This window comes from Lichenibacterium ramalinae (genome assembly GCF_004137085.1).
GTDB lineage: Bacteria > Pseudomonadota > Alphaproteobacteria > Rhizobiales > Beijerinckiaceae > Lichenihabitans > Lichenihabitans ramalinae.
Genome location: NZ_QYBC01000007.1, coordinates 78,540 through 103,882 on the forward strand (window position 1 = coordinate 78,540; position 25,343 = coordinate 103,882).

The window sequence follows — 25,343 nt, forward strand, 5'->3', positions numbered from 1 at the left end:
TGGGACCGGAGCCCGCGGCGGGAGGCGCGCGCGGGCTCCGGCGAGGTTTCAGGGCGCGACCGGCAGGCCGCTGGCCCCGGCGATCTGGTCGGCGGCGACACGGAGCGCCTCGTCGGCCGTCTTGTAGCGGCCGTCGAGATAGTCGTTCACCACCACCTTCATCACGCCGCGCGCGTCGGTGAAGTAGGGCGTCGCGTTGTAGGGCACGATGCGGGGCAGGGTCTCCAGCATGTCTGCCCACACCTTCTGGCCGCCCCAGAACGGCTGGTCCTGCTTGACGTAGGGATCGTCGACCGCGCTCAGCAGCGCCGGCACGAGGCCGCGATACTTCATCATGCTGATCTGCCCGGCGTCGGTCCCGAGCGCGTAGCTGACGAAGGCCCAGGCTGCCGGCTTGTTGGCCGTGGCGGCGATCGCCAGCGAGGACCCGCCGATGTTGGATGCGCGTCTGCCACCGGCTTCGAAGGCCGGCATCGGGTAGACGCCCCACCGCCCGCTCTGGTCGGCGTCGTTAGAGCGGATCGTGCCCTCGTACCAGCCGCCGTAGAGCTGCGACGCCGCCGCTCCCGTCTTGTCGAACTGGATCTGCTCGTCCCAGCCGCCGACGTTCAGGATGCCGGCGTCCCACACGTCCTTCACCTTCGCCAGGGCTTTGGCGCAGCCGGGCCGGGCCACCGTGATGCTGCGCCCGTCGTCGCTGAAGTAATAGCAGCCGTTCTGCACGGCGAGCATCCGGAACCACTCGTCGTCCGTACCCTTGTAGATCGTCGCCATCTTGACCTTGCCGCCCGTCGCGGCCGACAGCTTCTTGCCGGCCGCGATGAAGTCGTCCCAGGTCGCGATGGCTTGAGGGTCGATCCCGGCCTGCTTGTAGAGGTCGCGTCGATAGAAGACCGTGACGGGCCCGCTGTCCCACGGCATCGCGAAGACCTTGCCGTCGGCCTGGAGGTCGAGCTGCTTGAAAGCCGGGAACTTGTTCGCGTAGGCATCGTAGCCGAGCGGCTTCATGTCGGCGAAGCACGCGGGGAAGCGGTTCCAAAGGAGGCCCGCCTCCTGGTTCTCGACGATGGTCACGTCTGGCATGTCGGTGCCGCCCGCCGCACAATCGGCGGCGACGCGGTCGTGCAGGTCGCTGTGGCCCATGTTGACGACCTTGACGGTCACGCCGGGGTGCTCGGCGTTGAACGCCGGGACGATGTGTTCGAGCGCTTCGGCGGCGATGTTCCATCCCCACACCGTGATGGTCCCGCTCGGCTTGTCGGCCGCCAACGCCGGGGCGGTCATGCCCGCCAGCAGGGCGGCGGTCAGTCGCAGGCTACGCATGAGTATTCCTCCGATGTCGTGACCCCTGCGGGCATCGCGGGGCCGTTTTTGCCTTGGGCCGAAGCCGGGTTCCGGGCGGGGCGCGAGCCCCAGACCGAAGGGGGTGAGGCGGCGCTCAGCACCGCCAGGCGGCGACGTCCTGCGGAGCGACCCGCCGGCCGCCGAGCACGAAGGCGGCACCCGCCGGCGCCGGCGCCTCCACGGCGTCCGGCCCGAAGTTCAGCGCGAAGGTCAGCGAGCCGCGCCGCTGCAGCCGCAGCCCGCGTGGCAACCGCGCCGACTCCAGCCCCGCCTCGCCCACCACGTAGGCCATCACAGCGGCGAGCAGGGTCGGATCCGGGCAGGCTGCGAGGTAATGGTGGCGGCCCGCCGCGTAGAACGCTCCCTCGCCATCGTCGAAACGAGCCAGAGGCTCGAGGTCGGATTCGATGAACTCGCGCCACAGCCCCCCCGCGCCCGCCACCGTGCCCGCGACTGCCACGGGCATCTCGGGCCGGAGGGTTTCGACGCGGGCGACCTTGAGGGGGATGAGGTCCTGCAGCCGGCCTGGCGGAAGGTTCGGCGGGATCGCGAAGTCGGCCGTCTTGGCGCCGGTCCGGGGCCCGTAGAGGACGACGCCCCCCGCGTCGCGGAAGCTCGCGAGCGCCGCCTCGGACACGGTGCCGAGCGTCGGCACGACCGTGAGGGCGTAGCCGGACAGGTCGTCGCCGGGGCGCAGGACGTCCACGTCGAGGCCCAGCCCGCGCAACTCCGTGTACCAGGAGAGCAGGATCGACTTGTAGGTGAACTCACGGCTTTGCGGCAGGAAGCGGGTGATCCACTCGGTTTCGAGGTCGACGACGAGCGCCACGGGCGCCCGCGCCGGCGGGTCGAGCGGCAGCGCCGCCAGTTCGCGCGCGACCTGCGCGGCCTCGTGCCCGCCGCGGTCGAGCCGGTCGTCCGGTCGGTTCAGGGCCGCATGCATCTGTTCCTGCGCGTAGGGCACCTGGCGCCAGCGGAAGTAGGACACGACCTCGGCACCCTGGGCGAGGGCCTGCCACGTCCAGAGCCGCACCATGCCGGGCAAGGGCGCCGGATTGTGCTCCGCCCAGTTCACCGGACCCGGCTGCTGCTCCATGATCCAGAAGCGGCCGCGGCCGGCCGCGCGGTAGAAGTCGTTGCTGAAGCCGGGCACGTCCGGGTGGCCGGTGCGGGCGAACACCTGGTTTTCGTCGCCCGGCAGCGTCAGACGGTCGGTGTGCCCGAGCGGGTAGCTGTCCCAGGAGGCGAAGTCGTAGGCCCGCATGGCGTCGAACGGGTCGAGCTCGAAGAACATGCCCATGAAGTTCGTGGTGACGAACTGATCGCGCGACGCGGCACGGATCGTGTCGGCCTGCATCTGGCCGTAGGCGGCGATCCGGTCGCTGGAATAGCGCTGGAAGTCGAGCAGGTGGGCTGGCGCCGCGTCCGCGACCACGAGGTGCGGTGCGTCGACCTCGGCGAAGCTGCCGTATTCCATGCTCCAGAAGACGGTGCCCCAGGCCGCGTTGAGCGCCTCGACCGTGCCGTAGCGCCGCTCCAGCCAGAGCCGAAAGCCGGCCTCCGCGGCGGGGCTGTAGCAGACGGCGCTGTCGTGGCAGCCGAACTCGTTGTCGACCTGCCAGCCCGCCACGTGCGGATCGCGGCCGTACCGCTCCGCCATGAGGGCAACGATGCGCCGGCTCTCCTCCCAGAACACCGGGCTCGACAGGTCGGTGTGGCGGCGCCCGCCGTGGCGCCGACGGCGGCCCTGGGCGTCCACCATCAGCACCTCGGGCGAGCGGTCGGCGAGCCATTTCGGGGGTGTCGCCGTGGGGGTGCCGAGCACCACTCTCAGGCCGGCGGCGCCGAGGATCGCGATCACCTCGTCGAGCCATTCGAAGCGCAGCTCGCCGGGCCGTGGCTCCAGGCGCGACCAGGCGAACTCGGCCACGCGCACGAAGGAGATGCCGACCTCCCGCATGCGGCGCGCGTCCTCGGCCCACATCGCCGCCGGCCATTGTTCGGGGTAGTAGCAGACACCCAGCATCGTCCGTCCTTTCAGTGATCCCGCGCCGTCAGCGCAGGCGTCGCCCTTCGCCGTCGAAGACGCGCAGGTCGCGCGGCTCGAGACCCACCGTCACGGTTTCGCCGGCCCGCGCGGCCGCGAGCCCGCGCCGCTCGACGACGAGCCGCTCCGCTCCCGGTGTGGTGCCGTAGAGGTACGACACGCCGCCAAGCTGCTCGGCGACCTCGACCGTCACGGCCAGCCGCACCGGGCCGTCGTCCCGGAGGTGCTCGGGGCGGATGCCGACCTGGACGGGCGTGCCCGGCGCCGGCGGCCCGCTGCGCCACGGCACGGTCGCGCGCGTGCCCGCGAAGGCGACGCCGCCGCCGGGCTCCGCCGTGCCGCGCAGGAAGTTCATCCGGGGCGAGCCGATGAAGCCGGCCACGAAAGCGGTGGCGGGGTCGTCGTAAAGCTCGAGGGGCGCCCCGGTCTGCTCGACGCGCCCGCCGCGCAGCACGACGATCCGGTCGGCCAGCGTCATGGCCTCCGTCTGGTCGTGCGTGACGTAGATCATCGTGTTGCCGAGCCGGCGGTGCAGCCCGGCGATCTCCACCCGCATCTGCACCCTGAGTTCGGCGTCGAGGTTCGACAGCGGCTCGTCGAACAGGAAGACCTCCGGCTCGCGCATGATGGCGCGCCCGATCGCCACCCGCTGGCGCTGGCCACCCGACAGCTGGGCGGGCTTGCGGTCGAGCAGGCTATCGAGCTGGAGGATGCCGGCCGCCCTCTGCAGCCGCCGCTCCGTCTCCGCCCGCGACGTGCCGGTCGCGCGCAGCCCGAAGCCCATGTTGCCGCGCACCGTCATGTGGGGATAGAGCGCGTAGGACTGGAACACCATGCCGATCCCGCGGGCCGCGGGCTCGACGTCGTTCACCGGCCGCGAGCCGATGCGGATCGTGCCGCCCGAAACGCTTTCGAGGCCGGCGATCATGCGCAGGAGCGTGGACTTGCCGCAGCCCGAAGGCCCGACGAAGACGCAGAACGAGCCGTCCTCGATCGCGAGGTCGACGCCGTGGATCACATCCAAGGCGCCGAAGCGCTTGCGCACGGCTTCGAGGTCGACGCGGCTCATGGCGTCCGCGGCCCCTGGCGTCCCTTCCCGTGCATCTCTTCCTCCCTCAAGGCCGGCTTTTCGACGCCGCCCGTCTCGTTGCTCGTTTCAGGGCGCCTGCGCGGTGCTGGCGCGCCTGACGAGGCTCGGCCGGCCCACGATGCGCAGCGCGTCGCGCGCCAGCGCGTCCGGCTCGGCGATCAGATCCAGAAGCGCGTTCACCGACGCATCGGCGATGCGCCGCGTGTCGATGTCGACGGTGGTCAGCGCTGGGCGCATCTCGGCCGCCAGCCAGATGTCGGTGATGCCGACGACGGAAAGCTCACGCGGCACGGCCAGCCCCCGCTCTCCCGCGGCCTGGATGGCGCCGATGCCGAGCAGGTCGTTCGTCGCCAGGATGGCGGTCGGCCGGGGCTCGGCCTCGAGCAGGCGCATCGCGGCCCGGTGGCCGCCCCCGATGCTGTCCTCCTCCAAGGTGGCTCCGCCCAGGACGCCGGCCTCGCGCAGCCTGGCGGTGGCCCCCTCCAGGCGCGCGCCATGCGAGACGCGGTCCCCCCGGGCGCCGGCCAGGACCGCGATGCGCCGGTGTCCCAGCGCGAGCAGGTGGTCGGCGGCGAGCCGGCCGGCCTCGCGGAAGTCGAGCGTCACGCAGGGCAGCGAGGGATGGTCCGCCGCGTCCTCCCACATGGCCAGCACGGTCGGGACACCGTTCGGGACGGCCGACAGCAGGTCGGCGCGACCAAGGTCGCTCCCGAGGATCAGCACGCCTCCCGACAAGCGCCCGGCCACCGCGCCGAGGTAGGCCGTATCGAGCGTGCCGTCGGGCTTCGCGGCGTGGCAGACCAGCAGGAAGTGGTCGCGCCGGCGCGCGGCGCGCTCCGCCTCGAGAGCGAACATCGAGTAGAACGGGTTGGCGAGGTCGGAGAACACCATGGCGATCGTCGGCGCGCGGCCATTGGCGAGCGCCTGCGCCATCGGGTTGGGCCGATAGCCGAGGCGCTGGGCCACCTCGCGGACGCGGGCGGACGTTTCCGCGCCGACGAAGCCGCGATTGCGCAGGACGTTGGAGACCGTCGCCCCCGACACGCCGGCGATCAGCGCGATGTCCCTCAGCGTCGTCACGTTCCCTCTCCGTTAAGCGCTTAACGCAAGGTGGCCGACTTGCAGGCGTCGGTCAACGGGGGATCGGCACGCGCGCTCACGTTTCAACCTCACCGGTTCGAACCGAGGCGCCGCATGGGGCATCCGACACACGGCCGCGCGCCGAACAGCGCGGGGCCGAAGGGTTCGGGGGACGGACGGCTGTCGGCCGCTCGACCCTGCGGCGTCGCCGCCCCGAGCCGCCCGGCAGGGGAGAACCGTGACCTCAACGATGAGCGCCCGCCGTCACCGACGGGCCGCCCCCGCAAACGGCGCAGCGGATCAGGCCGGCGGGAGGGTCCCTCAGTCGCCGCTTGCACCCGAACGTCGCGCCATGCGCGGCCGGCCGGGCCAGGGCGTCGAGGGCGGTCCGTCGCGCCTTCGCTCGTCCCAGAGCCTCTGGTCGACGACGCGCGACTGGGGCACTTCACCACCCAGCCCTCGCCCGGCACCCGTCACGGGCGGATCACCGACGCTCCGCCTCGGAGCACGACAGGCGACCCGCCGGCGAAGCTCAGCCGACATCCGGGGTCGCCGGCGCATCCGGGGCGACCGCCTGGGCGAGAGGGAAGCTCTGCGCCAGGACGAAATAGTCCATCTCGCCCAGCCCTTGGCGCCGTGCAGCCTCGAAACGTCGGCGAACGACGTCGCTCAACACCGTCGAAACGCCGGCCGCGGCCGCGACGTCGCCGATCAGTTCGAGATCCTTGATCATCTGTTCGATCGAAAATGACGGCTCGAAATCCTGCCTCACCACGGCTTCCTGCTTGTAGGCGAGCAGGGGTGAGCCGACGGCACTCTGGCAGATCACGTCCATGAGCACCGAAACGGGGAGCCCGCCGCAGCGGCCGATGGCGAGCGCCTCCGCGAGCAGGGCCGAGGTGCCGCCGAGGATCACGTTGACGGCGAGCTTCAGGTAGCGGGCCTCGTCGCCCTCGCCCACCCAGAACTGGCGGGCCGAGAAACAGGCCAGCACGGGCTCGACCCTGAGCCAAGCTTCTCTGGGGCCCGACACCATGGCGGAGAGTTGCGCGGATCCGGCCGTGACGGTGCTGCCCGACACCGGCGCCCTGAGGTAGGGCACGGAGCGGGCGTCGAGCGCCGCCGCGATCTCGGCCGAGAGCCGGGGCGAGACCGTGCTGACGTCGACGAAGATCTGCGGGGCGCGCAGATGCCGGGCGAAGCCGTCCTCGCCGAGCACGAGGTCGTGCAGCACCTCGTCGCGCGCCACCGTCGTGATGACGATATCGGTCTCTGCCGCGAGCTGCTCGATGGATTGCGCCACCCGGGCCCCGGCCGCCACGGCGCTGGCGCGGTTCTCGGGCAAGGGTTCGAGCACGACCACCTCGTGGCCTCCGGACAGCACCGCCCGGACCATCGGACTGCCCATCTTGCCGATGCCGGCCCAGCCGATCAGCATGCTCGCCCCCCTGACCGCCCGTGGCGCGACCGCGGATGTCCCGCCCAGGCCGCCCGTGCCTGTCGCGACCCTTTCGGGTCCTGGCGCGGATCCTCGCCGAGGGGGCGGCAGCCGTCCCGGTGCAAGATATCCATCCTGGATATCTTGAGGCTAGGTTCTGTTGTGCGGACGAATAGGTTCGGTGCAGTGCCAAAGGGGAGCATCGCGCGAGCGAAAGCCTCCGGACCGACTTGGGGGAGGATCCATGCGCGCCGTTCGCTTTCACGACAAACGCGACATTCGCGTCGACGACGTCCCGGCGCCGCAAGGCCGCCTGAAGGAGACCGACGTGCTGATCCGGCCGATCCTGTGCGGCATCTGCGGGACGGATCTGCACGAATATGTCGCCGGTCCGATCGTGACGGCGACCGAACCGCATCTCTACACGGGCGCCAAGCTTCCGCAGATCCTCGGCCATGAATTCTCCGCCGAGGTGCTGGACATCGGGTCGGCCGTGTCCAACGTGAAGGCGGGCGATCGGGTCTCCATTCAGCCGCTCGTCTCGCCCCGCGACGATTACTACGGCCGCCGCGGTCTCTACCATCTCAGCGAGAAGATGGGGTGTATCGGCCTGTCCTGGGACTGGGGCGGCATGGCCGAGCGGGCCGTCGTCAACAGCTACAATGTCTTCAAGGTGTCGGACGGCGTCAGCGACGTCCAGGCTGCCATGATCGAGCCGGCGGCCGTGGCGCTCTACGGCGTCGACCGCGGTGGCGTGCAGGCGGGATCCACGGTCCTGGTGTCGGGCGTCGGCCCGATCGGGGCACTGACGCTGCTGGCGGCGCGCGCCGCCGGGGCCAGCGTGATCATCGTGTCGGAGCCGAACCCGCATCGCCGCGATCTCGCCCAGCGCCTCGTCCCCGACGCGCTGGTGGTGGATCCCAGGGCCGTGGACGTGGCCGAGTTCGTCAAGGACCACACCGAGGAGGGGGTCGGCGTCGACGTCGCGCTCGAATGCGTCGGGCTCGAGGCGTCGCTGAACGCCTGTGCCAAGGCGGTGCGGCGCCGGGGGTCGGTGGTCCAGGTGGGGCTGCACATGCGGCCGGCGTCGGTCGACGCCATGCTGTGGGCCCTGAAGGACATCACCGTGGAAGCGACGTGGTGCTACCCCACCACGGTCTGGCCGCGGATCGCCGGCATGATCGCGGCGGGCCTCTATCCCGTCGAGAAGATCGTGACGGCGACCATCGATCCCGACGACGTGGTGGCCAAGGGCTTCGAAACCCTGCTCGACCCCTCGGGCGCCAACATGAAGATCCTGGTCCGCGCCAGCTGAGGCCGCGATAGCGCTCGACCCGATCCGCTTGAGAGCAAGGACAGAAGATGCATTTCGTCATTCACGCCCTGGACAAGGCCGGCGCCCTCCCGACCCGTCTCGCCAATTACGAGGCCCACAAGGCCTATCTGGCACAGGCCAAGGTCAAGACCGTCATGTCGGGCCCGCTCGTGGCGGACGACGGCGAGACCATGATCGGCAGCTGCTTCGTCATCGAGGCGGACACCAAGGACGAGGTTCTGGCCTTCCACGACAACGATCCCTTCAAGGCCGCCGGCGTGTGGGAACACGTCCACATCAACCCGTTCCTGAAGCGCGTCGACAACCGCTGAGACGCGAGGCGACGGCCGGCCGACGGGCTCGCGGCGGCCGGGCGCCGGCCCTCACGCAGCCAGGTAGGGATTGCCGCGCCGCCACAGCCAGGGCCGGACCTCCGTCGCGGCGAAGAGCCCCGCCTCGACATAGGGATCGCGGCTCACGAAGGCCTCGATGGCCGCCTGGGTGTCGGCCTCGAGGATCAGCAGCGAACCGCATTCGCCGCCCTCCGGGTCGAGGAGCGGGCCCGACTGCAGGACGCGGAGACCGGGCGCGGCGGCGTCGAGATGCGCCATGTGCCGGACCTTGGTGTCGGCGCGCAGCGCGGACGAGTCCGGGCGATCTTTGGCGATCACGGCGAAGAACATGCGTCGGGCTCCGGGTTCGCGGCACCCGCCGCCCCGGCCGGGAGCCGAGGTGGCGGGAAGGCATCGGGACGGGTCGGCCACGCTGGCCGCTCACGCCCGCGGCGGGATGATCTTCTCGGCGCGGAGCCGCGCGAACAGGTCGGTGAACGACCGCTCCGTCACCTGGAGGGCGTCGAAGCCGAAGAGGCGGCTCTTCGTCATGTCGGTGAAGGTTTCGAGTTCGCGGCCGAGGTCGGCATCGGTGTGCCACCAGGATGCCAGCGTGTCGAGCTTGTAGGGCTGGAGGCCGTAGCGCGCCACGATGCGGTCCCAGGTGGCCTCCTGGCCCGCCATCTGCTCGGCCAGCGGTGTCGGATGGCCGGGGTAGGGCGCGACCTCGACGCCGAGGTCGGCGGCCAGCGCGGCCCATAGGCGCCGCCAGCGGAACACGTCGCCGTTGGTGATGTTGAAGGCTTGATCGAAGGCGGCCGGGGTCGTCGAAGCCCAGACCAGCTGCTTGGCCAGGATGCGGGCGTCGGTGACGTCCGTGACGGCCTCGTATTGCTGCGGCGTCCCGGGGAACAGGAAGGGACGCGCGAGTTCCTTGCACAGCGCCGCGTAGACCGCCAGCGTCACCCCCATGTTCATGGCGTTGCCGAGCGCCCAGCCGATGAGGGTGTGCGGCCGGTGCACCGACCAGGCGAAGCCGTGGCGGGCCGCCTCGGCGTAGAGGATGTCCTCCTGGTCGTAGTAGAAGTTCTCGTAGGGCAGGCGGGGCTGGTCTTCCCGGAACGGCGTATCGGGCTTCACCTTGCCATAGGACTCGAAGGGGCCGAGGTAGTGCTTCAAGCCCGTCACCAGCGCGACGTGCCCGACCTTCGACGCGACCGTGACGCCGTCGAGCAGGTTCTGCAGCATGGCCCCGTTGACGCGGCGGTTCTCGGCCTCCGTGTCCTGTCGCGCCCACGTGCAGAAGTAGACGTTGCTGACCGCGATGTCGGAAAGCGCCGCCCTGGTCTGCCTGGGGTCGAGCAGGTCGGCCGTTACGGGCCTGACGCCCGGCCTGTCCCGGGGTGGCCGGCGGGCGAGGCCGTAGACGGTCCAGTTGTCGGCGACCAGCAGGTCGGCGACATTGCTGCCCGAGATGCCGGTGATGCCGACGACGAGTGCGCTCTTGGCTGTCACGATCGTGTCCTCATTCGGCCGCTTGCGCGACCGGGCGCGTGGCATCGGTCTCGCACAGCACGAAGAAGTCGCGCTGGCCGTTCCCGTCGACGAAGGCCTGCTCGTAGCGCTGGCGCACCAGGGCGGCGAGGCTCATGGGCACGTGATCGGCCCTCGCCGTGTCCATGATCAGGTCGAAGTCCTTGATCATCTGTTCCACCGTGAAGGCCGGCGCGTAGTCGCCCTTCACCACCATGTCCTTCTTGTAGCCGAGCAGCGGCGACGCGACGGCACTCTGGCCGATGACGTCGAGCATGTCGCTGAGCGACAGGTCGCCCTTCAGCCCGAGCGCCAAGGCTTCGGCGAGCAGCGACGACGTCGCCCCCACGAGGGAGTTGACGACGAGCTTGAGGTAGCGGGCCTGCTCGGCCTCGCCCAAGTAGAAGCGCTTCGCCGCCATGGTCGCCAGCAGGGGCTCGACCCTGTCGTAGGCGTCGCGCGGTCCCGACGCCATCACCGACAGCGTGCCGTTCGCCGCCAGCGCGGTGCTGCCCGACACGGGCGCGCGGAGGTAGGCGATGTCATGCGCGGCGAGCGCTGCGGCGGCCCGCTTCGAGGCCGCGGGCGAGACGGTGCTCATCTCCACCAGCACCGCCCCCGGCGCCATGAGCCCCGCGAGCCCGCCGTCGCCCTCGACGATGCTGCCGAGCACCCGGTCGTTGGGGATCATGGAGAAGACCACGGTCGCCTGCCGGGCGAGGTCGGCCAGGTCCGACGCGAGCGTGGCTCCCGACCGTTCGGCGAGCTGTCGGTTGTCCGCGTCGGGTTCGAGCACGATCACGCGATGACCGGCGTCCACGAGCCTCTTGCTCATCGGGCCGCCCATCTTGCCGGCACCGATCCAGCCGATGATGTCGTTTGCCATGGTGGGTCCTTGCGGAAGCGTCACGCGTTCAACAACGTGACTTTGATGCATTTGTCGGATTGCTTGCCGAGGTCGAAGGCCTTCATGGCGTCGGCGAGCGGGAAGTCGTGGGTCTGGATCGGCGACAGGTCGAGGCCGGTGCGCTCGAGGAAGCGGATGGCCGATGGCCAGACGCCGGGCGAGCCGATGCAGCCCTTCACGGTGAGGTTGCGCATCTGGATGTTGCCGAGGTGGGACCCGATGCTGCGGCCGATGTTGATGCCCACCATGGCGACCCGGCCCTCCTCGCGGGCGAGGTCGAAGACACTGGCCAGAGAAGCGTCGTGGCCCGCGGCCTCGATCACGAGATCGGCCCCGGCGCCTCCGGTCAGCTCGCGGACGCGCTCCACGGCATCCTCGGCGAGGGGGTCGATGACGGCGTCGGCGCCGAGCTTCAGCGCGGTCTCGCGACGATGCTGCAGCGGATCGATCACGATGGTGCGGGCCCGCATGCCGATGGCGGTGGCGGCCGAGACGAGGCCGATGGTCCCGCCGCCCGACACCACCACGGTCTCGCTGGCATCGGTGCCGCCCATGCGGCTGACCGCGTAATAGCCGCAGGTGAAGGGCTCGATCAGCGCCGCCTGCTTGTCGGCGATCCCGTCGGGCAGCTTGTGCAGCCATTCGGGCCGAGCGGTCAGGAACTCGCGGTCGGCGCCGTCGAGGGAAAAGCCGAAGTGGTGGGTCCGGTCGGGCAGCTTGACCACGCATTCGCCGACGACGCGGTCGCCGCGCCTGAAGTTCTTGACGTTGCGGCCGGTCTCGACGACCTCGCCGACCCATTCGTGACCGGGGGTCACCGGATAGGAGATCGGGATGATGTAGCGGCCGGCGAGCAGCTCGTAGTCGGAGTGGCAGATGCCGACCGCCTTCATCTTGAGGAGAACGCCGTTCTCGTCGATCTCGGGCATGGGCACGTCGACGACGACGGGGCGGTCGGGCCGTTCGAAGATCAGGGCTTGCATGATGCGGCTTCCTCTTCGGGATCAGGCGACGGGTTCGGTGTGCCGGGACGTCGACGAGCGGACGATCGCTTCGAGCAGCGCGATGTTGGCGACGAGCTGGTCGCCGGTGATGGGGTAGGGCGCCTTCCTGGCCACGGCCCGGCCGAACGCCTCGAGGTTCCACAAGACGGGCTCGGCCTTGCCGACCTCCTCGACCGTGATGGGACGCCCCTTCAGGCCCTTGGTCACCACCCAGCCGTCGGGCGCCTCGACATGCGCCTTGTCGCGGATCTCGACCCAGCCGTCGGCGCCGTAGACGGCGAAGCGGGAGATGAAAGGGTAGCTCAGCGAGGCCGACACATAGGCGGTGCCGCCGCCGCGGAACTGCACGAAGGCGCTCATCGTGTCGCCGGACGGGAGCTTGGACACGAGCTGCCCGCAATCCACCGTCACGGCCCGGGCTGGCCCGAGGATGCGGGTGGCGAGGTCGGTCAGGTGGATGCCCGTCGCCGTCATGCCGCCGGCCGGCGCATGGGCCGGATCGAGGCGCCAGTTGGTGGGGTCGAGCGACAGGAACTTGTCGTGGCTGAAATTGGCCTCGATCTGCAGGATCCGACCGAGTCGGCCGGCATCGACCTCGGCGAGGAGCTCGGCCACCGGCGGCTCGAAGCGGCGCTCGTGGCCCATGCCGAGCACGAGCCCCGCGTCCCGGCACAGGCCGACCAGGCGCTCGGCATCGGCTTTCGTCAGGGCCAGCGGCTTCTCGCAGAACACGTGTTTGCCGGCGGCCGCGCAGAGGCGGATCTGTTCGTCGTGGAGGGCATGAGGCGTCGCCAGGACGACGGCGTCGACGGCGGGGTCGCCGAGGACCTCGGCGAGATCGGCCGACAGGGGCAGGCCGCGCTCCGCCGCGAAGGGTCGTGCGGCGCCTGCGTCGGGATCGACCGCACGGGCGATCCGCACCACGTCGCTGCGGCCCTGGACCACATCGACCATCTTGCGGCCCCACCACCCGAGGCCGACCATGGCGAGATTGATCATGGTGTTCGCTCCTGCCGTCACTGGGCCGTGTAGCCGCCGTCGCAGACGAGGCTGGCGCCGGTGACGAACCGGGCCTCGTCGGAGGCGAGGAAGAGGACGCAGTTGGCCACGTCGACGGGTTCGCCCAGCGTCAACGGGTGCTTCTGCTTCATCATGTCGAGGTAGACGTCGAGGCCGCCCGGGTAGGTTTCGCCGGCCTTCATGAACAGGGGCGTCTTGGTGGAGCCCGGATGCACGGCGTTCACCCGGATGCCGTGGGGCGCGTAGCACACGGCATCGGTCTTGGTCATCATCAGCACGGCGCCCTTGGCGGCGTGGTAGGGCGGCAGGTCGTCGTTGCCGATCAGCCCGTAGATCGACGAGAAGTTGACGATGGACCCGCGCCCGGCCTTCATCATGGTCGGCACGACGTGCTTGGTGCACAGGAACGGTCCTCGCACGTTGACGGCGAAGACGAGGTCCCACTCCTCGACGGCGACCTCGTGGGCGAACTTGTTCACGCCCGGGATCGCGGCGTTGTTGACCAGGATATCGATCGTTCCCCAGCGCTCCAGCACGGTGGCGACCGCGGCGGCGACGTCCGCCTCCCTGGACACGTCGGTCCTGACGAAGACGGCCTCGGCTCCCTTGGCGGTGAGGGCCGCTGCCGTCGACGCGCCCTCTTGGGCATCGCGGTCGAAGATCGCGACCCTGGCGCCTTCCTCGGCGAAGCGCAGGCAGGTCGCCTCGCCGATGCCGGTGCCGCCGCCCGTCACGATGGCGACCTTGTCGTTCAACCTCGCCATATCGTCCTCCCCTTCGGACCTGTCATGGTCAGGTCAGCACCATGCCGCCGTCGATCATCACCGTCTGGCCGGTCATGTAGTCGGAGGCCGCCGAGGCCAGGAACGTCGTCGTGCCGACGATGTCGGCCGGCAGCGAGGCCCGTCCGGCGAGGATCGAGCTCGAGAACTCGTCGATCGCCTGGCCGGCCTGCTGCGTCAGTCCGAGGCCCATGAACTCGCCGTCGAGCTGCTTCCACAACTCGGTCCTGACCACGCCGGGCGCGAAGGCATTGACGGTGATGCCGTGCTCGGCCAGGGCCCGGGCGGCCGCCTGGGTGAGGGCCACGACGGCGAACTTGCTGGCGCAATAGGCGGCGAAGAGCGGATAGCCCTGCTTGCCGGCGATCGACGCCGTGTTGACGATCTTCCCGCCACCGCCCTGGGCGATCATCTGGCGCGCCGCCTCCTGGGTGCCGATGAGAACCCCGAGGCCGTTGACCCGCATGATGTGCTCGAAGTCGGCCTCGCCGGTCTCCATGAAGGGCAGCGTCTTGCTGATCCCGGCGTTGTTGAACATGACGTCGAGCCGTCCGAAGGCGCCCACCACATCCGCCACCAGGGCTCGGACGCTGGTCCGCTCGCCGACATCCACGGCGAAGCCCCGGGCCCGACCGCCGATCGCGCTCGCGACGGTCTCGGCCGCGCCGCGGTCGATGTCGGCGACCGCGACCCGTGCGCCCTTGGCGGCGAGATCGGCCGCGATGGCGGCGCCGATGCCGCGCCCCGCGCCGGTCACAATGATCGATCGGCCGTCGAGATCGCCGTTCATGCGTCTGCTCCCTTTCGTCGATGGCTGGGGGCCGGCGCGCCTCAGGCGCTCTGCCGGGCGTAGAAGGCCGTGGCCACGATGATCACCAGGCCCTGGATGATGATCTGGAACTGCACCGGCAGGCCGAAGAGCAGCACGGCGTTGAACACCGTGACCAGGATGGCGGCTCCGGCGAGGGCGCCCGGCAAGGTGCCGCGTCCGCCCGACAGGGCCACGCCGCCGATCACCGCCGCCACGATGGAATTGAGCTCGAAGCCCTTGCCGACCCAGTTGTCGACGACGCCGACGAAGCCGGAAAGGATCAGCCCCGCGAAGGCCGCCAGGACGCCCGAGATGACGTAGCAGATGATGGTGACGCGATCCGACGGGATGCCGACGAGCCGTGCCGTCAGCGGGTTGCCGCCCGTGATGTAGACCTGCCGGCCGAAGGTCGCCTTGTGGAGCAGGACGATGGCCACGGCCGCGACCGCCAGCAGGGCGAAGATGTTGTAGGGGATGCCGTCGACGGATCCGGCGCCCAGCGTGCGGAAGATCGGCGGCACCGATCCCGAGGGTGCGCCATGGGTCCAGGCGAAGCGGACGCCCTGCAGCACGATCATGGTGGCGAGCGTCGCCAGGAAGGGCGAGACCTGCCGCTTGGTGACGAGGAAGCCGTTCAGCAGCCCGGTGGCGGCGCCGATGACGAGGCCCAGCGCCAGGACCGGAACGGCATCCTGGTCGCGGCCGGAGAAGCTCGTGGCGGCGACCGCGGCCGTCGCCATGACGGACGCCACCGACAGATCGAGGCCCCGCACCAGGATGACGAAGCTTTGGCCGATGACGACGATCGCCAGGGGGGCGAACTGCGACAGCAGGTTGCCGAGGTTGTCCAGCCTGAGGAAGGCCGGCGAGATCGCGCCGCAGACCGCGAACAGCGCGACCAGGAAGAGGTAGATGCCGTTGCGGGACGCGAAACGGACGAGACTGTCGCGGTCCCGCGTCTTGCCGGATGCTCCTTGGGTCGGGATCGCGCTGGTCATGCGATGCTCTTCCGCTTTTCGACATAGAGCGAGACGGCGAGGATGATGATCAGCCCCTGGAACATCAGCTGCACGTAGGTGCTGACGTCGAGGAAGTTCAGCAGGTTGTTGAGGAGCGACACCAGGTAGGCGCCGAACAGCGTCCCCATGACGCCGCCGCGACCGCCGCTGAGCATGGTGCCTCCGACGACGACCGGGGTGATGGAGGCGAGCGTGTAGTTGGCGCCCGCGTAGGGCTGTCCCGACCCGAACCGCGCCACGAGGTAGATGGCCGTGACGGCGGCGAAGAAGCCCGAGAAGGCGTAGACGAAGAGGATGACCTGGGTGCGCGGCAGGCCGATCAGCTTGGCGGCGTTGCCGTCGTCGCCGACCGCGTAGATGTAGCGGCCGAAGCGCGACGAGCGCAGGAGCAAGGCCGTTGCCACGTAGAGCAGGACCGTGACGACGGCCGCGGCCGGCAGGGGGCCGAAGGTGCCGTAGGCGAGGGCGTCGAACCCGTCCGGAACCGACCCGACGGGCCCGAGCGCGTAGAGCAGCGTCACGCCCTGCAGCACGGCGCCCATCCCGAGCGTCACGATCAGAGGGTGGATCCGCAGGTAGACGACGCCGAGGCCGTTGACGAGCCCGATGGCGGCGCCCAGCGCCAGCATGCCGGCGAGGACCGGGATCATGTAGGTGCCGTCGCCGTCGAGGAGCCCCGCCGTCAGGCAGATGATGAGGCTGATGAGGGAGCCGACCGCGAGGTCGATGCCGCCGGTCAGCACGGCGAGCGTCTGGCCGAGGCTGACGAGGGCGAGGCCCGTCGACTGTTCGAAGACGTTGGCGACGTTGCCGAAGGTGCGGAACCGGTCGCTCACCACGGCGCCGATCAACAGCATCAGCACCAGGAGGGAGAGGACGACGAGGAGCCCCGCGTTGCTGGCCGCCATGCGGCGCAGTCGGGCACGGTCGCGGGAGGGAAGCGCCATGTCGGTCATGCGTTGCTCCGGTTCACGCTGCGTCGCGGTGCGTGGCGAGGGTGACGATGGCGGCCTCGTCGATCTCGTCTCGCTCGAGCACGCCGCTGATCGCGCCCTCGCGCATCACCACCACGCGGTCCGACATGCCGACGATCTCGGGCAGTTCGGACGAGATCATCAGGATGGCGAGACCCTCGTCGGCGAGGGTCTGCATGATGCGATAGATCTCCATCTTGGCCCCGACATCGACGCCGCGCGTCGGCTCGTCGAGGATCAGCACCCGGCGGGAGGTCCGTGCCCAGCGCGCCACGACGACCTTCTGCTGGTTCCCGCCCGACATGAGCGCCACCGGTTGCGACGGCCCCCGGCAGGCGACGCGGTAGGACTGGATCGCCGCCTCGGCGATGGCGGTCTCGCGGCGGCGGTCGAGAAAGCCGCGGCGCGATACCTGGTCGAGGGTCGATGCCGTGACGTTGGCCGCCACGTCGAGCAGCATGGCGAGCCCCTGGGCCTTGCGGTCCTCCGTCACGAGCCCGATCCCGAGCGCGATGGCGCGGGCGGGCGTCATGCTGGTGAAGGACGTGCCGTCGACCACCACCGACCCCCCGCCCATCGGGAGGACCCCGAAGATGGCGAGCGCCAGTTCGGTGCGGCCGGATCCCACCATGCCGGACAGGCCCGTGATGGTGCCGGCCCTGAGGTCGAGCCCGGCGCCGCGCACGCGGCCGGGGACGGTGATGCCCTTGGCTTCGAGCACGACGGGGGCGGCGGCGCGCGCCGGGCGCCGCGGCGGGAAGAGTTCGTGCATGTCGCGGCCGACCATGAGCGACACCAGCGTGTCGCGGTCGATGTCGGCGACGTTCCGCGTCGCGACATGCCGGCCGTCCTTGAGGACGGAGACGCGATCGCAATGGGCGAAGATCTCCTCAAGGCGATGCGAGATGTAGACGATGGCGACGCCGTCCCGCTTCAGCGCGTGCAGCCTTTCGAAGAGGAGGTCCACCTCGCGGCCCGAGATCACGGCGGTCGGCTCGTCGAGGATCAGCAGCTTGACGTCGTGGACCAGGGCGCGGGCGATCTCGACCATCTGCTGGTCGGCGACCGACAGCTCGTTGACGAGCGCGTCGGGGTCGATGGCGACGCCGAGGCGCTTCAGGATCTCGGCGGCGTCGCGACGCGTCCGGCGATGGTCGACGAAGCCCAGGGCGTTGCGGCGCTCGTGCCCGATGTAGATGTTCTCGGCCGCCGAGAGGTGTGGGAAGAGGTTGAACTCCTGGTAGATCACGTGGATGCCGGCCGCGGTCGCGTCGCGCGGCGACGTCCAGGCCACGGGCTGGCCCGCGAAGCTCATCGTTCCCTCGGTCGGCGCATGGACACCGGCGATCACCCGGGTCAGCGTCGACTTGCCGGCTCCGTTCTCCCCCGCCAGGGCGTGGATCTCGCCCGACTGGACGTCGAGGCTGACGCCCTGCAGCGCCTTGACGCCGGGAAAGGTCTTGCTGATGTCGGTCAGGGACAGCATGCCGGAAGCCTCCGTGAGGTGAGCGCGTGGGGGCGAGACCGAACCCGCCTCGAGCGGAGCGGTCCCGGCCGGCCTGGCGGCGGGCCGGCGGAGACGCAGGCGGAATGCGGCAGCGTCCACCGCCGGCCGCGTCACATCACTGGTTGTAGTCGGCCTTGTAGGACTTCGGATCGTAGCCGGGGCCCATGCCGCCGGTGACCAGCATGTCGGGCGGCCCGTCCATCGACACCATCTGGTCGATGTAGAGGTCGGGATGCGGCACCGAGGCGGTCTCGTCGCCGTGGGTCAGGCCGATCTGCGCGTTGATCTGCGTCGTGCAGGCGACCTTGGCGCCGGACAAGACCTTCAGCGCCGTCTCGATGGCGAGCCCATACATGGCCGGCGGGTAGCCGACCTCGAGATCCGCCACCTTGTGCTTCAAGGCCATCTGCAGGGCGCCGTTCACGTCGGCGCTGGTGTGGGGCGGGATTTCCCCGTCCTTGTAGCCGGCCTCGACGAAGGCTTCGATGGACCCTGGGGTCTGGAGGCCGTGGGTCGACAGGACGGCGTCGATCTTCTTGCCGTACTTGGCGATGACGGCCTGCATCACCTGCTTGCCCTTGACGGGGCTCCAGTCCGAATAGACCGTGTCGAGGATCTTGATGTCCGGATACTGGTCGAAGACCTGCATGGCGGCGCGCACCCGGGCCTCGTTGGGGCTCGAACCGGCCTGACCGCCCAGGATGATGACGTTGCCCTTGCCGTTGAGCTTCTCCACCAGCCACTGAGCCCACAGACGCCCCTCGAGCTGGTCGCTCGCCGTCACGAAGGTGACGAAGTTGTCCGAGGACGTGCGGCGGTCGACCATGATGACGGGGATGCCCTGCTTCATCACGCGGGACACCGCCGGGTCGAGCGCCTTCTCGGTGTTGGCCGAGACGATGAGGAGATCGACGCCGCGCGACACGAGATCCTGGATGTCGGCGATCTGCTTGGCGTCGTCGTGTCCGGCATCGGTGATCAGCAGATGCTTGATCTGGTCCTTGTGGTCGCCGGCGGCCTTCTTCATCGAGTCGAGCGCCACCACGCGCCAGCTGTCGCCGAGCCCTGCGTTGGCGAAGCCGATGGTGTAAGGCCCTGCCTTCTTGTACTTCGCCGCGTCCTTGAAGCACACGTCCGGAGAGGGATTGAAGAGGAAAGTGCGCGGCGCCCCCTTGTACTCATCGGCGCGCGACGGCGTGCACAGCCCAGACAGGATAGTGGCGCCGATGAGCGCGCCGACGAGCCTCTTCATGATGGTTCCTCCGACCTAAAGGGTTGAGGAGCCGTGCCTGTGGATGTCACATCCGCCGCCAGCGTCTCCTCGGATCGGCTTCTGTTGAGCCGTGGTGAGCAGAACCTACGTCAGGTGCCGGTGCCGACAACGTGCATTTTATCCGAATTGAACATCGAGACGGGACCGAAACGGCCGAGCACCCCGGAGTCCCACCCCCGGGCCTCACCCTGCCGTCCAGGTCCGATCGAGCGGGCTCGCCATCACCGGAACGGCGACGGGAGCGCCGACGTCGGCCCGATCCTCGGGCAGGCGAAGCTTGCCGGGGACGCGAGCGGAGGGTTCGGGCCCCCTGTCCCGTGCTGCAATCTTCGGGGCTCGGCGTCCGGAGCCGGACCGCGGCCGGGCTCGAAGCGCTGTCCGCCGACGGACCCCGAAGCTGTCGGTGGCGATGCAAGGGGACGTCAAACCTTCACCGACGTCGCCGCATCCTGGCCGACGGCGCGGGCCGGTCCGCCCGTTCAGGCCCCGGCGGTCCGGCGCGGCACGATCAGCCGGGTGACCAGCGTCTGCACCACCTCGCCCCGCTGGTTGCGCGTCTCGCTGCGCAGCGTGACGCTGCCCCGGTGGGGCTTGGAGCGGGACGGGGTCACCGCCATCACCTCGCTGAACACCTGGAGGACGTCGCCCGGGCGCGTCGGCCGCGGCCAGGCGATCTCGCCGCCGGCGCCGATGAGGCCGCCGGCGAAGGGCGCGCCCCCACCCACCAGCAGCCGCATGGTGATGGCGGCCGTGTGCCAGCCGCTGGCGGCGAGGCCGCCGAAGAGCGTGTCCCGCGCCGCGGCGTCGTCGAGGTGGAAGCGCTGCGGGTCGAACTGCGACGCGAAGGCCACGATCTGGTCCGCGTCGAGCGCGTGGGTGCCGCTTTCGAAGCGCCGCCCGACCGCGAGGTCGTCGAGCGTCAGCCCGCCCTGCATCCCCGACGCTCCGCCATCCTGCGCCATCGCCCGTCTCCCGCCGCGCCGTCCCGCGACCTTGCCGCGACCTCGCCGGGAGCTTGCGGGACGCCGCGATTGGCGGCAAGTGCCCGGGGGCCGGCGCCGCGCCGGCGACAGCGAGACCACGCCATGACGATCCCTTCCCCCCGCCGGGCCGAGCACCCCGTCGACCCGGTCTTCCTCGCCCGCTGGTCGCCGCGCGCCTTCGCGCCCGACACGATCGCCGAAGACGAGCTCCTCGGCCTCCTCGAAGCCGCGCGCTGGGCGCCGTCCTCCTACAATTCGCAGCCCGCGCGCTTCATCTACGGGCGACGGGGCACGCCGGCCTTCGACGCGCTGCTCGGGCTCCTGAACCCCTTCAACCAGTCCTGGGCCCGCACGGCTGCCGCCCTCGTCGTGGTGGTGTCGAACTCGCTGATGCGCCCGCCCGGACAGGAGAAGGACGTGCCGTCGCATTCCCACTCCTTCGATGCCGGTGCGGCCTGGATGAGCTTCGCGCTGCAGGCCCAGATGCGCGACTGGTACACGCACGGCATGGTGGGGTTCGACCTCGAGCGGGCCTTCGCCGAGCTCGACGTGCCGCAGGGCTACCGCGTGGAATGCGCCATCGCGCTCGGCCGCATCGGCGACAAGGCGAGCCTGCCGGAGGGCCTGCAGGCCCGCGAGCAGCCGAACGACCGCCACCCGCTCGCCGCCCTGGCCATGGAAGGGCGCTTCAAGGCGTGAGCCTCGCGTCCCGGCCCTCGGGCCGGACGCGACCGCGTGCTGCGGAAGCGCCACGATATCGTGGCGCTTCTGTGATGGGCCCGGCGGAGGCGCCGCGCATCCCGCCCCATAAACTTTATTTTAGACCTTCACCGACGCGGCAGTTGCGATCAATATCTGAGTCGTTCCTCATTCTATAGGGCTATGACCATGACGACGATCGTGACGCGCACGGCTGTACTGGCGGCGACGGTGCTGATGATGAGCGGCGTCGCGGTCTCGTCCGCCTCGGCGTCGGTCGGGCAGCACCGCATCATCCCCGGCCAGACCGCCAGCGCCCGACATCCGCAACATGCGGAGCGCAACGCGCCGGACCTCTATTGCGACAAGCAGGAAAGCAAGTGCCAGTGAGGCCGGGCCACCCCTGACGCCGGCCCCGGCCGCGTTCACGCGGCCGCGGTCGGCAGGCCGCCGGAGGCGCCGGGGCCCATGGCGGCCGCGAGAACGCCGGCATAGATGCGTTGCAGGGTTTCGAGGTCGGCGAGGTCGACGCTTTCGTCGACGGCATGCATGGTCCGGCCCACGAGGCCGAATTCCACCACCGGGCAGTCCCGCGTGATGAAGCGGGCGTCCGACGTCCCGCCCGTCGTCGACAGGGCCGGCACCACGCCGGTCTCGGCCTCCACGGCCTCCGCCACGATGCGGGTGAAGGGGCCGGGCGCCGTCACGAAGGCGAGGGCGTTGCACGGCGCGAAGGTGAGGCGGTGGGCGCCGATGCCGGCGGCGGCGAGGCGGCGGCGGATCTCCGCCGACAGCGTGTCGGGCCGCCAGGTGTCGTTGAAGCGCACGTTGAACCGCGCGCGGCACGCCGCCGGGATGACGTTGGCCGACGGATTTCCGGTGTCGACCGTCACGACCTCGAAGTTCGAGGGGTCGAAATGCGCCGTGCCGGCGTCGAGCGGCTCGGCCGCCAGCGCCCCGAGCGCCCGCATCATCCGGGGGATCGGGTTGTCGGCGAGGCCGGGATAGGCGACGTGCCCCTGCCGGCCTTCGATCACGAGGTCGCCGGTGAGCGAGCCCCGGCGCCCGATCTTGATGGTCTCGCCCATCCGCGTCGGGTTGGTGGGTTCCCCGAGAATGCAGCCGTCGAAGCGCTCGCCCCGCGCCCGCGCCCAGTCGAGCAGCTTGGCGGTGCCGTTGACGGCGGGCCCTTCCTCGTCGCCCGTGACGAGGAAGGAGATCGAGCCGCGTTGGATCCCGTGCCGCGCCACATGGGCCAGCGCCGCCGCCACCGCCGCCGCGATGCCGCCTTTCATGTCGCAGGCGCCGCGGCCCCACACCATGCCGTCCGCCACCGCCCCGGAGAAGGGCGGGAAGCGCCAGGCGGCCTCGTCGCCCGGCGGCACCACGTCGGTGTGGCCGGCGAAGACGATGTGGGGCGCCCCGGTGCCGATGCGGGCGTAGAAGTTCTCGACGTCGGGCGTGCCGGGCTCGGAAAAGGTCGGCCGGTGCACGGCGAAGCCGGCGGGCTCCAAGAGCCCCTGCAGCACGGCGAGCGCCCCGCCCTCCGCGGGCGTGACCGAGCGGCACCGCAGCAGGGCCAGGAGCACGTCGAGGGCGGAGGGCGTGTCGGTCACGGCAGGATCCTCCGGTTCTTCACGTCCGTCGGTCGAAAGCCGAGTTCGACGACGTTCCAAACCACGACGAGCAGCAGGACGGTCTCGGCGGCCTGGCCGGCCCAGCCCGGCACGGTCCCGAAGCTCTGCGGGATGAACCAGACGAGCGCCCCCGTCAGGAAGGCCGCCAGGGGCAGGACCGCGGCCCAGCGCCCGGGGCGGCCGCGGTCGCGGAAGCGCTTGGCCGAGACGTTGTAGGAACACACGGCCGCCAGGATCAGCCCGAACGCGTATGCGGCGAGGTACAGGTAGGCCCCCACGGTGGCGCCGTCGATGAAGGGCTGGCTGCGGAGGTCGTGCACCGCGTAGGGCCGCACCGCGATCCAGCCCGCCGTCGCCAGCCCCACCAGCACCGCCAGCGGCAGCGTGCCCCGCCACCAGGCGGCGCGGGAGATGCGGCCGCGGTCCTCGCGGTAGAGGAAGCGGAAGCCCGCGTCGGCCAAGGCGGGGTCAGTCCCGCAGGAGGTCGTTGATGGCCGTCTTCGACCGTGTCTGGGCATCCACGGTCTTGACGATCACGGCGCAGTAGAGCGAGGGGCCGGGCGTGCCGTCGGGCAGGGGCCGGCCGGGCAGGTTGCCCGACACCACCACCGAATAGGGCGGCACGTAGCCGACATGCACCTCGCCGGTGGCGCGGTCGACGATCTTGGTCGAGGCCGAGATGAAGACGCCCATGGACAGGACCGAGCCCTGGCCCACGATCACGCCCTCGACGACTTCCGAGCGCGCCCCGATGAAGCAGTCGTCCTCGATGATGGTGGGGTTGGCCTGCAGCGGCTCGAGCACGCCGCCGATGCCGACGCCGCCCGACAGGTGCACGTTGCTGCCGATCTGCGCGCAGGAGCCCACCGTGACCCAGGTGTCCACCATGGTGCCGGCCCCGACGGAGGCGCCGAGGTTGACGAAGGACGGCATCAGGATGGCGCCGGGCGCCACATAGGCGGAGCGGCGCACCACGCAGTTCGGCACGGCGCGGAAGCCGGCCGCGGCCCACTGGTTCTCGCCCCAGCCCTCGAACTTCGACGGGACCTTGTCGTACCAGGAGGAGCCGCCCGGCCCGCCCGGCACCATGACCATGTCGTTCAGCCGGAAGGACAGGAGCACGGCCTTCTTCAGCCACTGGTGCACGGTCCAACTGGTCGGGCCGGTCGCGCCCGCCACCTTGGTGGCGACGCGCAACTCGCCCGAGTCGAGCAGCGACAGGGCGCGGTCGACGGCGTCGCGCACCTCGCCCGAGGTCCCCGGCGTGATGGCGGCCCGGTCCTCGAAGGCCCGCTCGATGATGGCCTGAAGTGCGCCGTGATCCGCCATGCTGCCCGAACTCCTCTGCGCTGCGATGCGGCGCGAGGTTTCGGGCGGCGGCCCTGCGATGTCAACCGCGGGCGGGCCTCCGGGCTTGCCGCCCGCGCCCCGTCCTGCCAAGGACGGGCCGGTCGCGCCACGGAGGAGTTCGGCATGCGGAAGATCGCCTTCATCGGCACGGGCGGCACCATGTCGTCGCTCGGCGCCGACAGCCTCGACATCCTGGACTACGGCCGGCACGAGCGCCGCCTCGACGCCCCGGACATCGCCGCGGCCGTGCCCGAACTCGGGCAGGTGGCCGAGGTCGTGCCGGTGGCGTTCCGCGCCGTCGAAAGCTCGGCGATGGACTTTGGCGTGTGGCATGAACTCGCTACCCTCTGCACCGGGCTCGCCGCCCGCGACCCGGACCTCGCCGGCATCGTCATCGGCCACGGCACGGCGACGCTGGAGGAGACCGCCTATGCGCTGAACCTCACCCTCAAGCTCGCCATCCCGGTGGTGCTGGTGGGCTCGCAGCGCCCGCTGAGCGGCCTGTCCTCCGACGCCCACGCGAACCTCCTCGGCGCCGTGCGGGTCGCGGCGGACCCGGCCTCGCGCGGGCGCGGCGTGCTGGTGGTGCTGAACGACGAGATCCAGGCGGCCCGCGAGGTCGCCAAGACGTCGACGACCCGCCTGCAAACCTTCCGGACGCCGGACTTCGGCATCCTCGGGCAGGTCGACGGGCCCCACGTGCGCTACTACCGGCGGGCCGAGCGGCGCCACGTGCCCGACACGGAATTCGACGTCGCCGACCTCGCCCGCATGCCGCGCGTCGACATCGTGACGTCCTACGCGGGGGCGGACGGCACGGCGGTGCGGGCCTTCGTGGCGGCCGGCGCGCGGGGGCTCGTCCAGGCCGCCTTCGCGCCGGGCATGTCGACGGGGGCCGAGTTCGCCGCGCTCGCCGAGGCCGTCGCGGCCGGGGTCGCGGTGGTGCTGGCGACGCGGGTCGGCAGCGGCGTCGCGGTCGACGGCGAGCGGGTGCGCCGGGGCGGCGTCATCGGCGCCGACAACCTGTCGCCCTGGAAGGCCCGCATCCTGCTCGCCCTGGCGCTGACCCGCGGCCGCGACCCCGACGAGATCCGCCGCGTCTTCGCCACCTATTGACCGGCGTCCTCAGGCGGCGCGTGTTTTCCCCTCGCGGCCGTCCCGGCTCTGGTCTAGCTTTTGCTATCGTCGGAGAACGAGC

The 25,343-nt window shown here is 70.7% G+C and carries 25 protein-coding genes; 5 read left to right on the top strand and 20 right to left on the bottom strand.

Translation table 11 applies throughout. From position 1 onward, the window contains the following. Nucleotides 1-48: 48 nt before the first annotated feature. The 5 genes from D3272_RS09800 to D3272_RS09820 form a co-directional block, all read right to left on the bottom strand. Nucleotides 49-1,323, bottom strand: coding sequence for an ABC transporter substrate-binding protein (locus D3272_RS09800; protein WP_207210182.1), 1,275 nt, complete (start codon nucleotides 1,321-1,323; stop codon nucleotides 49-51). Nucleotides 1,324-1,438: 115 nt separating this feature from the next. Then, complete coding sequence (locus tag D3272_RS09805) at nucleotides 1,439-3,370, bottom strand: beta-galactosidase (RefSeq protein ID WP_129218984.1); 1,932 nt, start codon at nucleotides 3,368-3,370, stop codon at nucleotides 1,439-1,441. A gap of 28 nt (nucleotides 3,371-3,398) precedes the next feature. Continuing rightward, complete coding sequence (locus D3272_RS09810) at nucleotides 3,399-4,460, bottom strand: ABC transporter ATP-binding protein (RefSeq protein WP_129218985.1); 1,062 nt, start codon at nucleotides 4,458-4,460, stop codon at nucleotides 3,399-3,401. An 87-nt stretch (nucleotides 4,461-4,547) separates the two neighbouring features. Next, complete coding sequence (locus tag D3272_RS09815; protein ID WP_129218986.1) at nucleotides 4,548-5,561, bottom strand: LacI family DNA-binding transcriptional regulator; 1,014 nt, start codon at nucleotides 5,559-5,561, stop codon at nucleotides 4,548-4,550. 532 nt (nucleotides 5,562-6,093) lie between these two features. Next, nucleotides 6,094-6,999, bottom strand: a complete 906-nt coding sequence (locus D3272_RS09820) for an NAD(P)-dependent oxidoreductase (RefSeq protein ID WP_129218987.1) — start codon at nucleotides 6,997-6,999, stop codon at nucleotides 6,094-6,096. Between the two features lie 244 nt (nucleotides 7,000-7,243). Here D3272_RS09820 and D3272_RS09825 point away from each other — a divergent pair, with 244 nt between their 5' ends. Beyond that, complete coding sequence (locus D3272_RS09825; protein WP_129218988.1) at nucleotides 7,244-8,314, top strand: zinc-binding dehydrogenase; 1,071 nt, start codon at nucleotides 7,244-7,246, stop codon at nucleotides 8,312-8,314. A gap of 47 nt (nucleotides 8,315-8,361) precedes the next feature. Continuing rightward, entirely contained in the window at nucleotides 8,362-8,646 is a 285-nt protein-coding gene (locus tag D3272_RS09830) for a YciI family protein (RefSeq protein WP_129218989.1), read from the top strand. Between the two features lie 51 nt (nucleotides 8,647-8,697). Here the strand turns inward: D3272_RS09830 and D3272_RS09835 are convergent, their stop codons facing one another. The 12 genes from D3272_RS09835 to D3272_RS09890 form a co-directional block, all read right to left on the bottom strand. Next, nucleotides 8,698-8,997: a YciI family protein gene (locus D3272_RS09835; protein ID WP_129218990.1), complete on the bottom strand. Its 300-nt coding sequence runs from the start codon at nucleotides 8,995-8,997 to the stop codon at nucleotides 8,698-8,700. 90 nt (nucleotides 8,998-9,087) lie between these two features. Beyond that, complete coding sequence (locus D3272_RS09840) at nucleotides 9,088-10,161, bottom strand: SDR family oxidoreductase (protein ID WP_245496471.1); 1,074 nt, start codon at nucleotides 10,159-10,161, stop codon at nucleotides 9,088-9,090. Between the two features lie 10 nt (nucleotides 10,162-10,171). Then, complete coding sequence (locus D3272_RS09845) at nucleotides 10,172-11,065, bottom strand: NAD(P)-dependent oxidoreductase (protein WP_165361293.1); 894 nt, start codon at nucleotides 11,063-11,065, stop codon at nucleotides 10,172-10,174. Between the two features lie 20 nt (nucleotides 11,066-11,085). Beyond that, nucleotides 11,086-12,069 carry a zinc-dependent alcohol dehydrogenase gene (locus D3272_RS09850; RefSeq protein WP_129218993.1) on the bottom strand — a complete coding sequence of 328 codons (984 nt, stop codon included), beginning with the start codon at nucleotides 12,067-12,069 and terminating at the stop codon, nucleotides 11,086-11,088. A 21-nt stretch (nucleotides 12,070-12,090) separates the two neighbouring features. Continuing rightward, nucleotides 12,091-13,089, bottom strand: a complete 999-nt coding sequence (locus D3272_RS09855; protein ID WP_165361294.1) for a Gfo/Idh/MocA family protein — start codon at nucleotides 13,087-13,089, stop codon at nucleotides 12,091-12,093. Nucleotides 13,090-13,106: 17 nt separating this feature from the next. Continuing rightward, complete coding sequence (locus tag D3272_RS09860; protein WP_129218995.1) at nucleotides 13,107-13,874, bottom strand: SDR family NAD(P)-dependent oxidoreductase; 768 nt, start codon at nucleotides 13,872-13,874, stop codon at nucleotides 13,107-13,109. 28 nt (nucleotides 13,875-13,902) lie between these two features. Beyond that, a complete protein-coding gene (locus D3272_RS09865; protein WP_129218996.1) occupies nucleotides 13,903-14,682 on the bottom strand; it encodes a glucose 1-dehydrogenase in 780 nt (259 codons plus the stop codon). A gap of 41 nt (nucleotides 14,683-14,723) precedes the next feature. Beyond that, complete coding sequence (locus D3272_RS09870) at nucleotides 14,724-15,701, bottom strand: ABC transporter permease (RefSeq protein WP_129218997.1); 978 nt, start codon at nucleotides 15,699-15,701, stop codon at nucleotides 14,724-14,726. Beyond that, nucleotides 15,698-16,678, bottom strand: a complete 981-nt coding sequence (locus tag D3272_RS09875) for an ABC transporter permease (protein ID WP_129218998.1) — start codon at nucleotides 16,676-16,678, stop codon at nucleotides 15,698-15,700. Before D3272_RS09875 ends, D3272_RS09870 begins: the two co-directional genes overlap by 4 nt. 13 nt (nucleotides 16,679-16,691) lie before the next feature. Continuing rightward, on the bottom strand, nucleotides 16,692-18,182 hold the full coding sequence (locus tag D3272_RS09880) for a sugar ABC transporter ATP-binding protein (protein ID WP_129218999.1): 1,491 nt from the start codon (nucleotides 18,180-18,182) through the stop codon (nucleotides 16,692-16,694). Between the two features lie 136 nt (nucleotides 18,183-18,318). Next, entirely contained in the window at nucleotides 18,319-19,455 is a 1,137-nt protein-coding gene (locus tag D3272_RS09885; RefSeq protein WP_129219000.1) for an ABC transporter substrate-binding protein, read from the bottom strand. Nucleotides 19,456-19,955: 500 nt separating this feature from the next. Continuing rightward, nucleotides 19,956-20,438 carry a MaoC family dehydratase gene (locus D3272_RS09890; RefSeq protein ID WP_245496472.1) on the bottom strand — a complete coding sequence of 161 codons (483 nt, stop codon included), beginning with the start codon at nucleotides 20,436-20,438 and terminating at the stop codon, nucleotides 19,956-19,958. A 123-nt stretch (nucleotides 20,439-20,561) separates the two neighbouring features. Between D3272_RS09890 and D3272_RS09895 the strand changes: the two genes are divergently transcribed. Both D3272_RS09895 and D3272_RS09900 read left to right on the top strand, forming a co-directional pair. Further along, nucleotides 20,562-21,158, top strand: coding sequence for a nitroreductase family protein (locus D3272_RS09895; RefSeq protein WP_129219001.1), 597 nt, complete (start codon nucleotides 20,562-20,564; stop codon nucleotides 21,156-21,158). Between the two features lie 189 nt (nucleotides 21,159-21,347). After that, a complete protein-coding gene (locus D3272_RS09900) occupies nucleotides 21,348-21,548 on the top strand; it encodes a hypothetical protein (RefSeq protein ID WP_129219002.1) in 201 nt (66 codons plus the stop codon). A gap of 35 nt (nucleotides 21,549-21,583) precedes the next feature. Here the strand turns inward: D3272_RS09900 and dapE are convergent, their stop codons facing one another. Genes dapE through dapD form a run of 3 tightly spaced genes read right to left on the bottom strand, consistent with a single transcriptional unit; the run spans nucleotide 21,584 to nucleotide 24,124 of the window. Then, on the bottom strand, nucleotides 21,584-22,774 hold the full coding sequence (dapE, locus tag D3272_RS09905; RefSeq protein WP_129219003.1) for a succinyl-diaminopimelate desuccinylase: 1,191 nt from the start codon (nucleotides 22,772-22,774) through the stop codon (nucleotides 21,584-21,586). After that, on the bottom strand, nucleotides 22,771-23,256 hold the full coding sequence (locus D3272_RS09910) for a DUF805 domain-containing protein (protein ID WP_165361295.1): 486 nt from the start codon (nucleotides 23,254-23,256) through the stop codon (nucleotides 22,771-22,773). The genes dapE and D3272_RS09910 overlap by 4 nt, the downstream gene beginning before the upstream one ends. A gap of 7 nt (nucleotides 23,257-23,263) precedes the next feature. Next, entirely contained in the window at nucleotides 23,264-24,124 is an 861-nt protein-coding gene (gene dapD / locus D3272_RS09915) for a 2,3,4,5-tetrahydropyridine-2,6-dicarboxylate N-succinyltransferase (protein ID WP_129219005.1), read from the bottom strand. A gap of 144 nt (nucleotides 24,125-24,268) precedes the next feature. On the opposite strand from dapD, the gene D3272_RS09920 reads away from it, so the two are divergent. Then, on the top strand, nucleotides 24,269-25,261 hold the full coding sequence (locus D3272_RS09920; RefSeq protein ID WP_129219006.1) for an asparaginase: 993 nt from the start codon (nucleotides 24,269-24,271) through the stop codon (nucleotides 25,259-25,261). Nucleotides 25,262-25,343 lie beyond the last annotated feature (82 nt).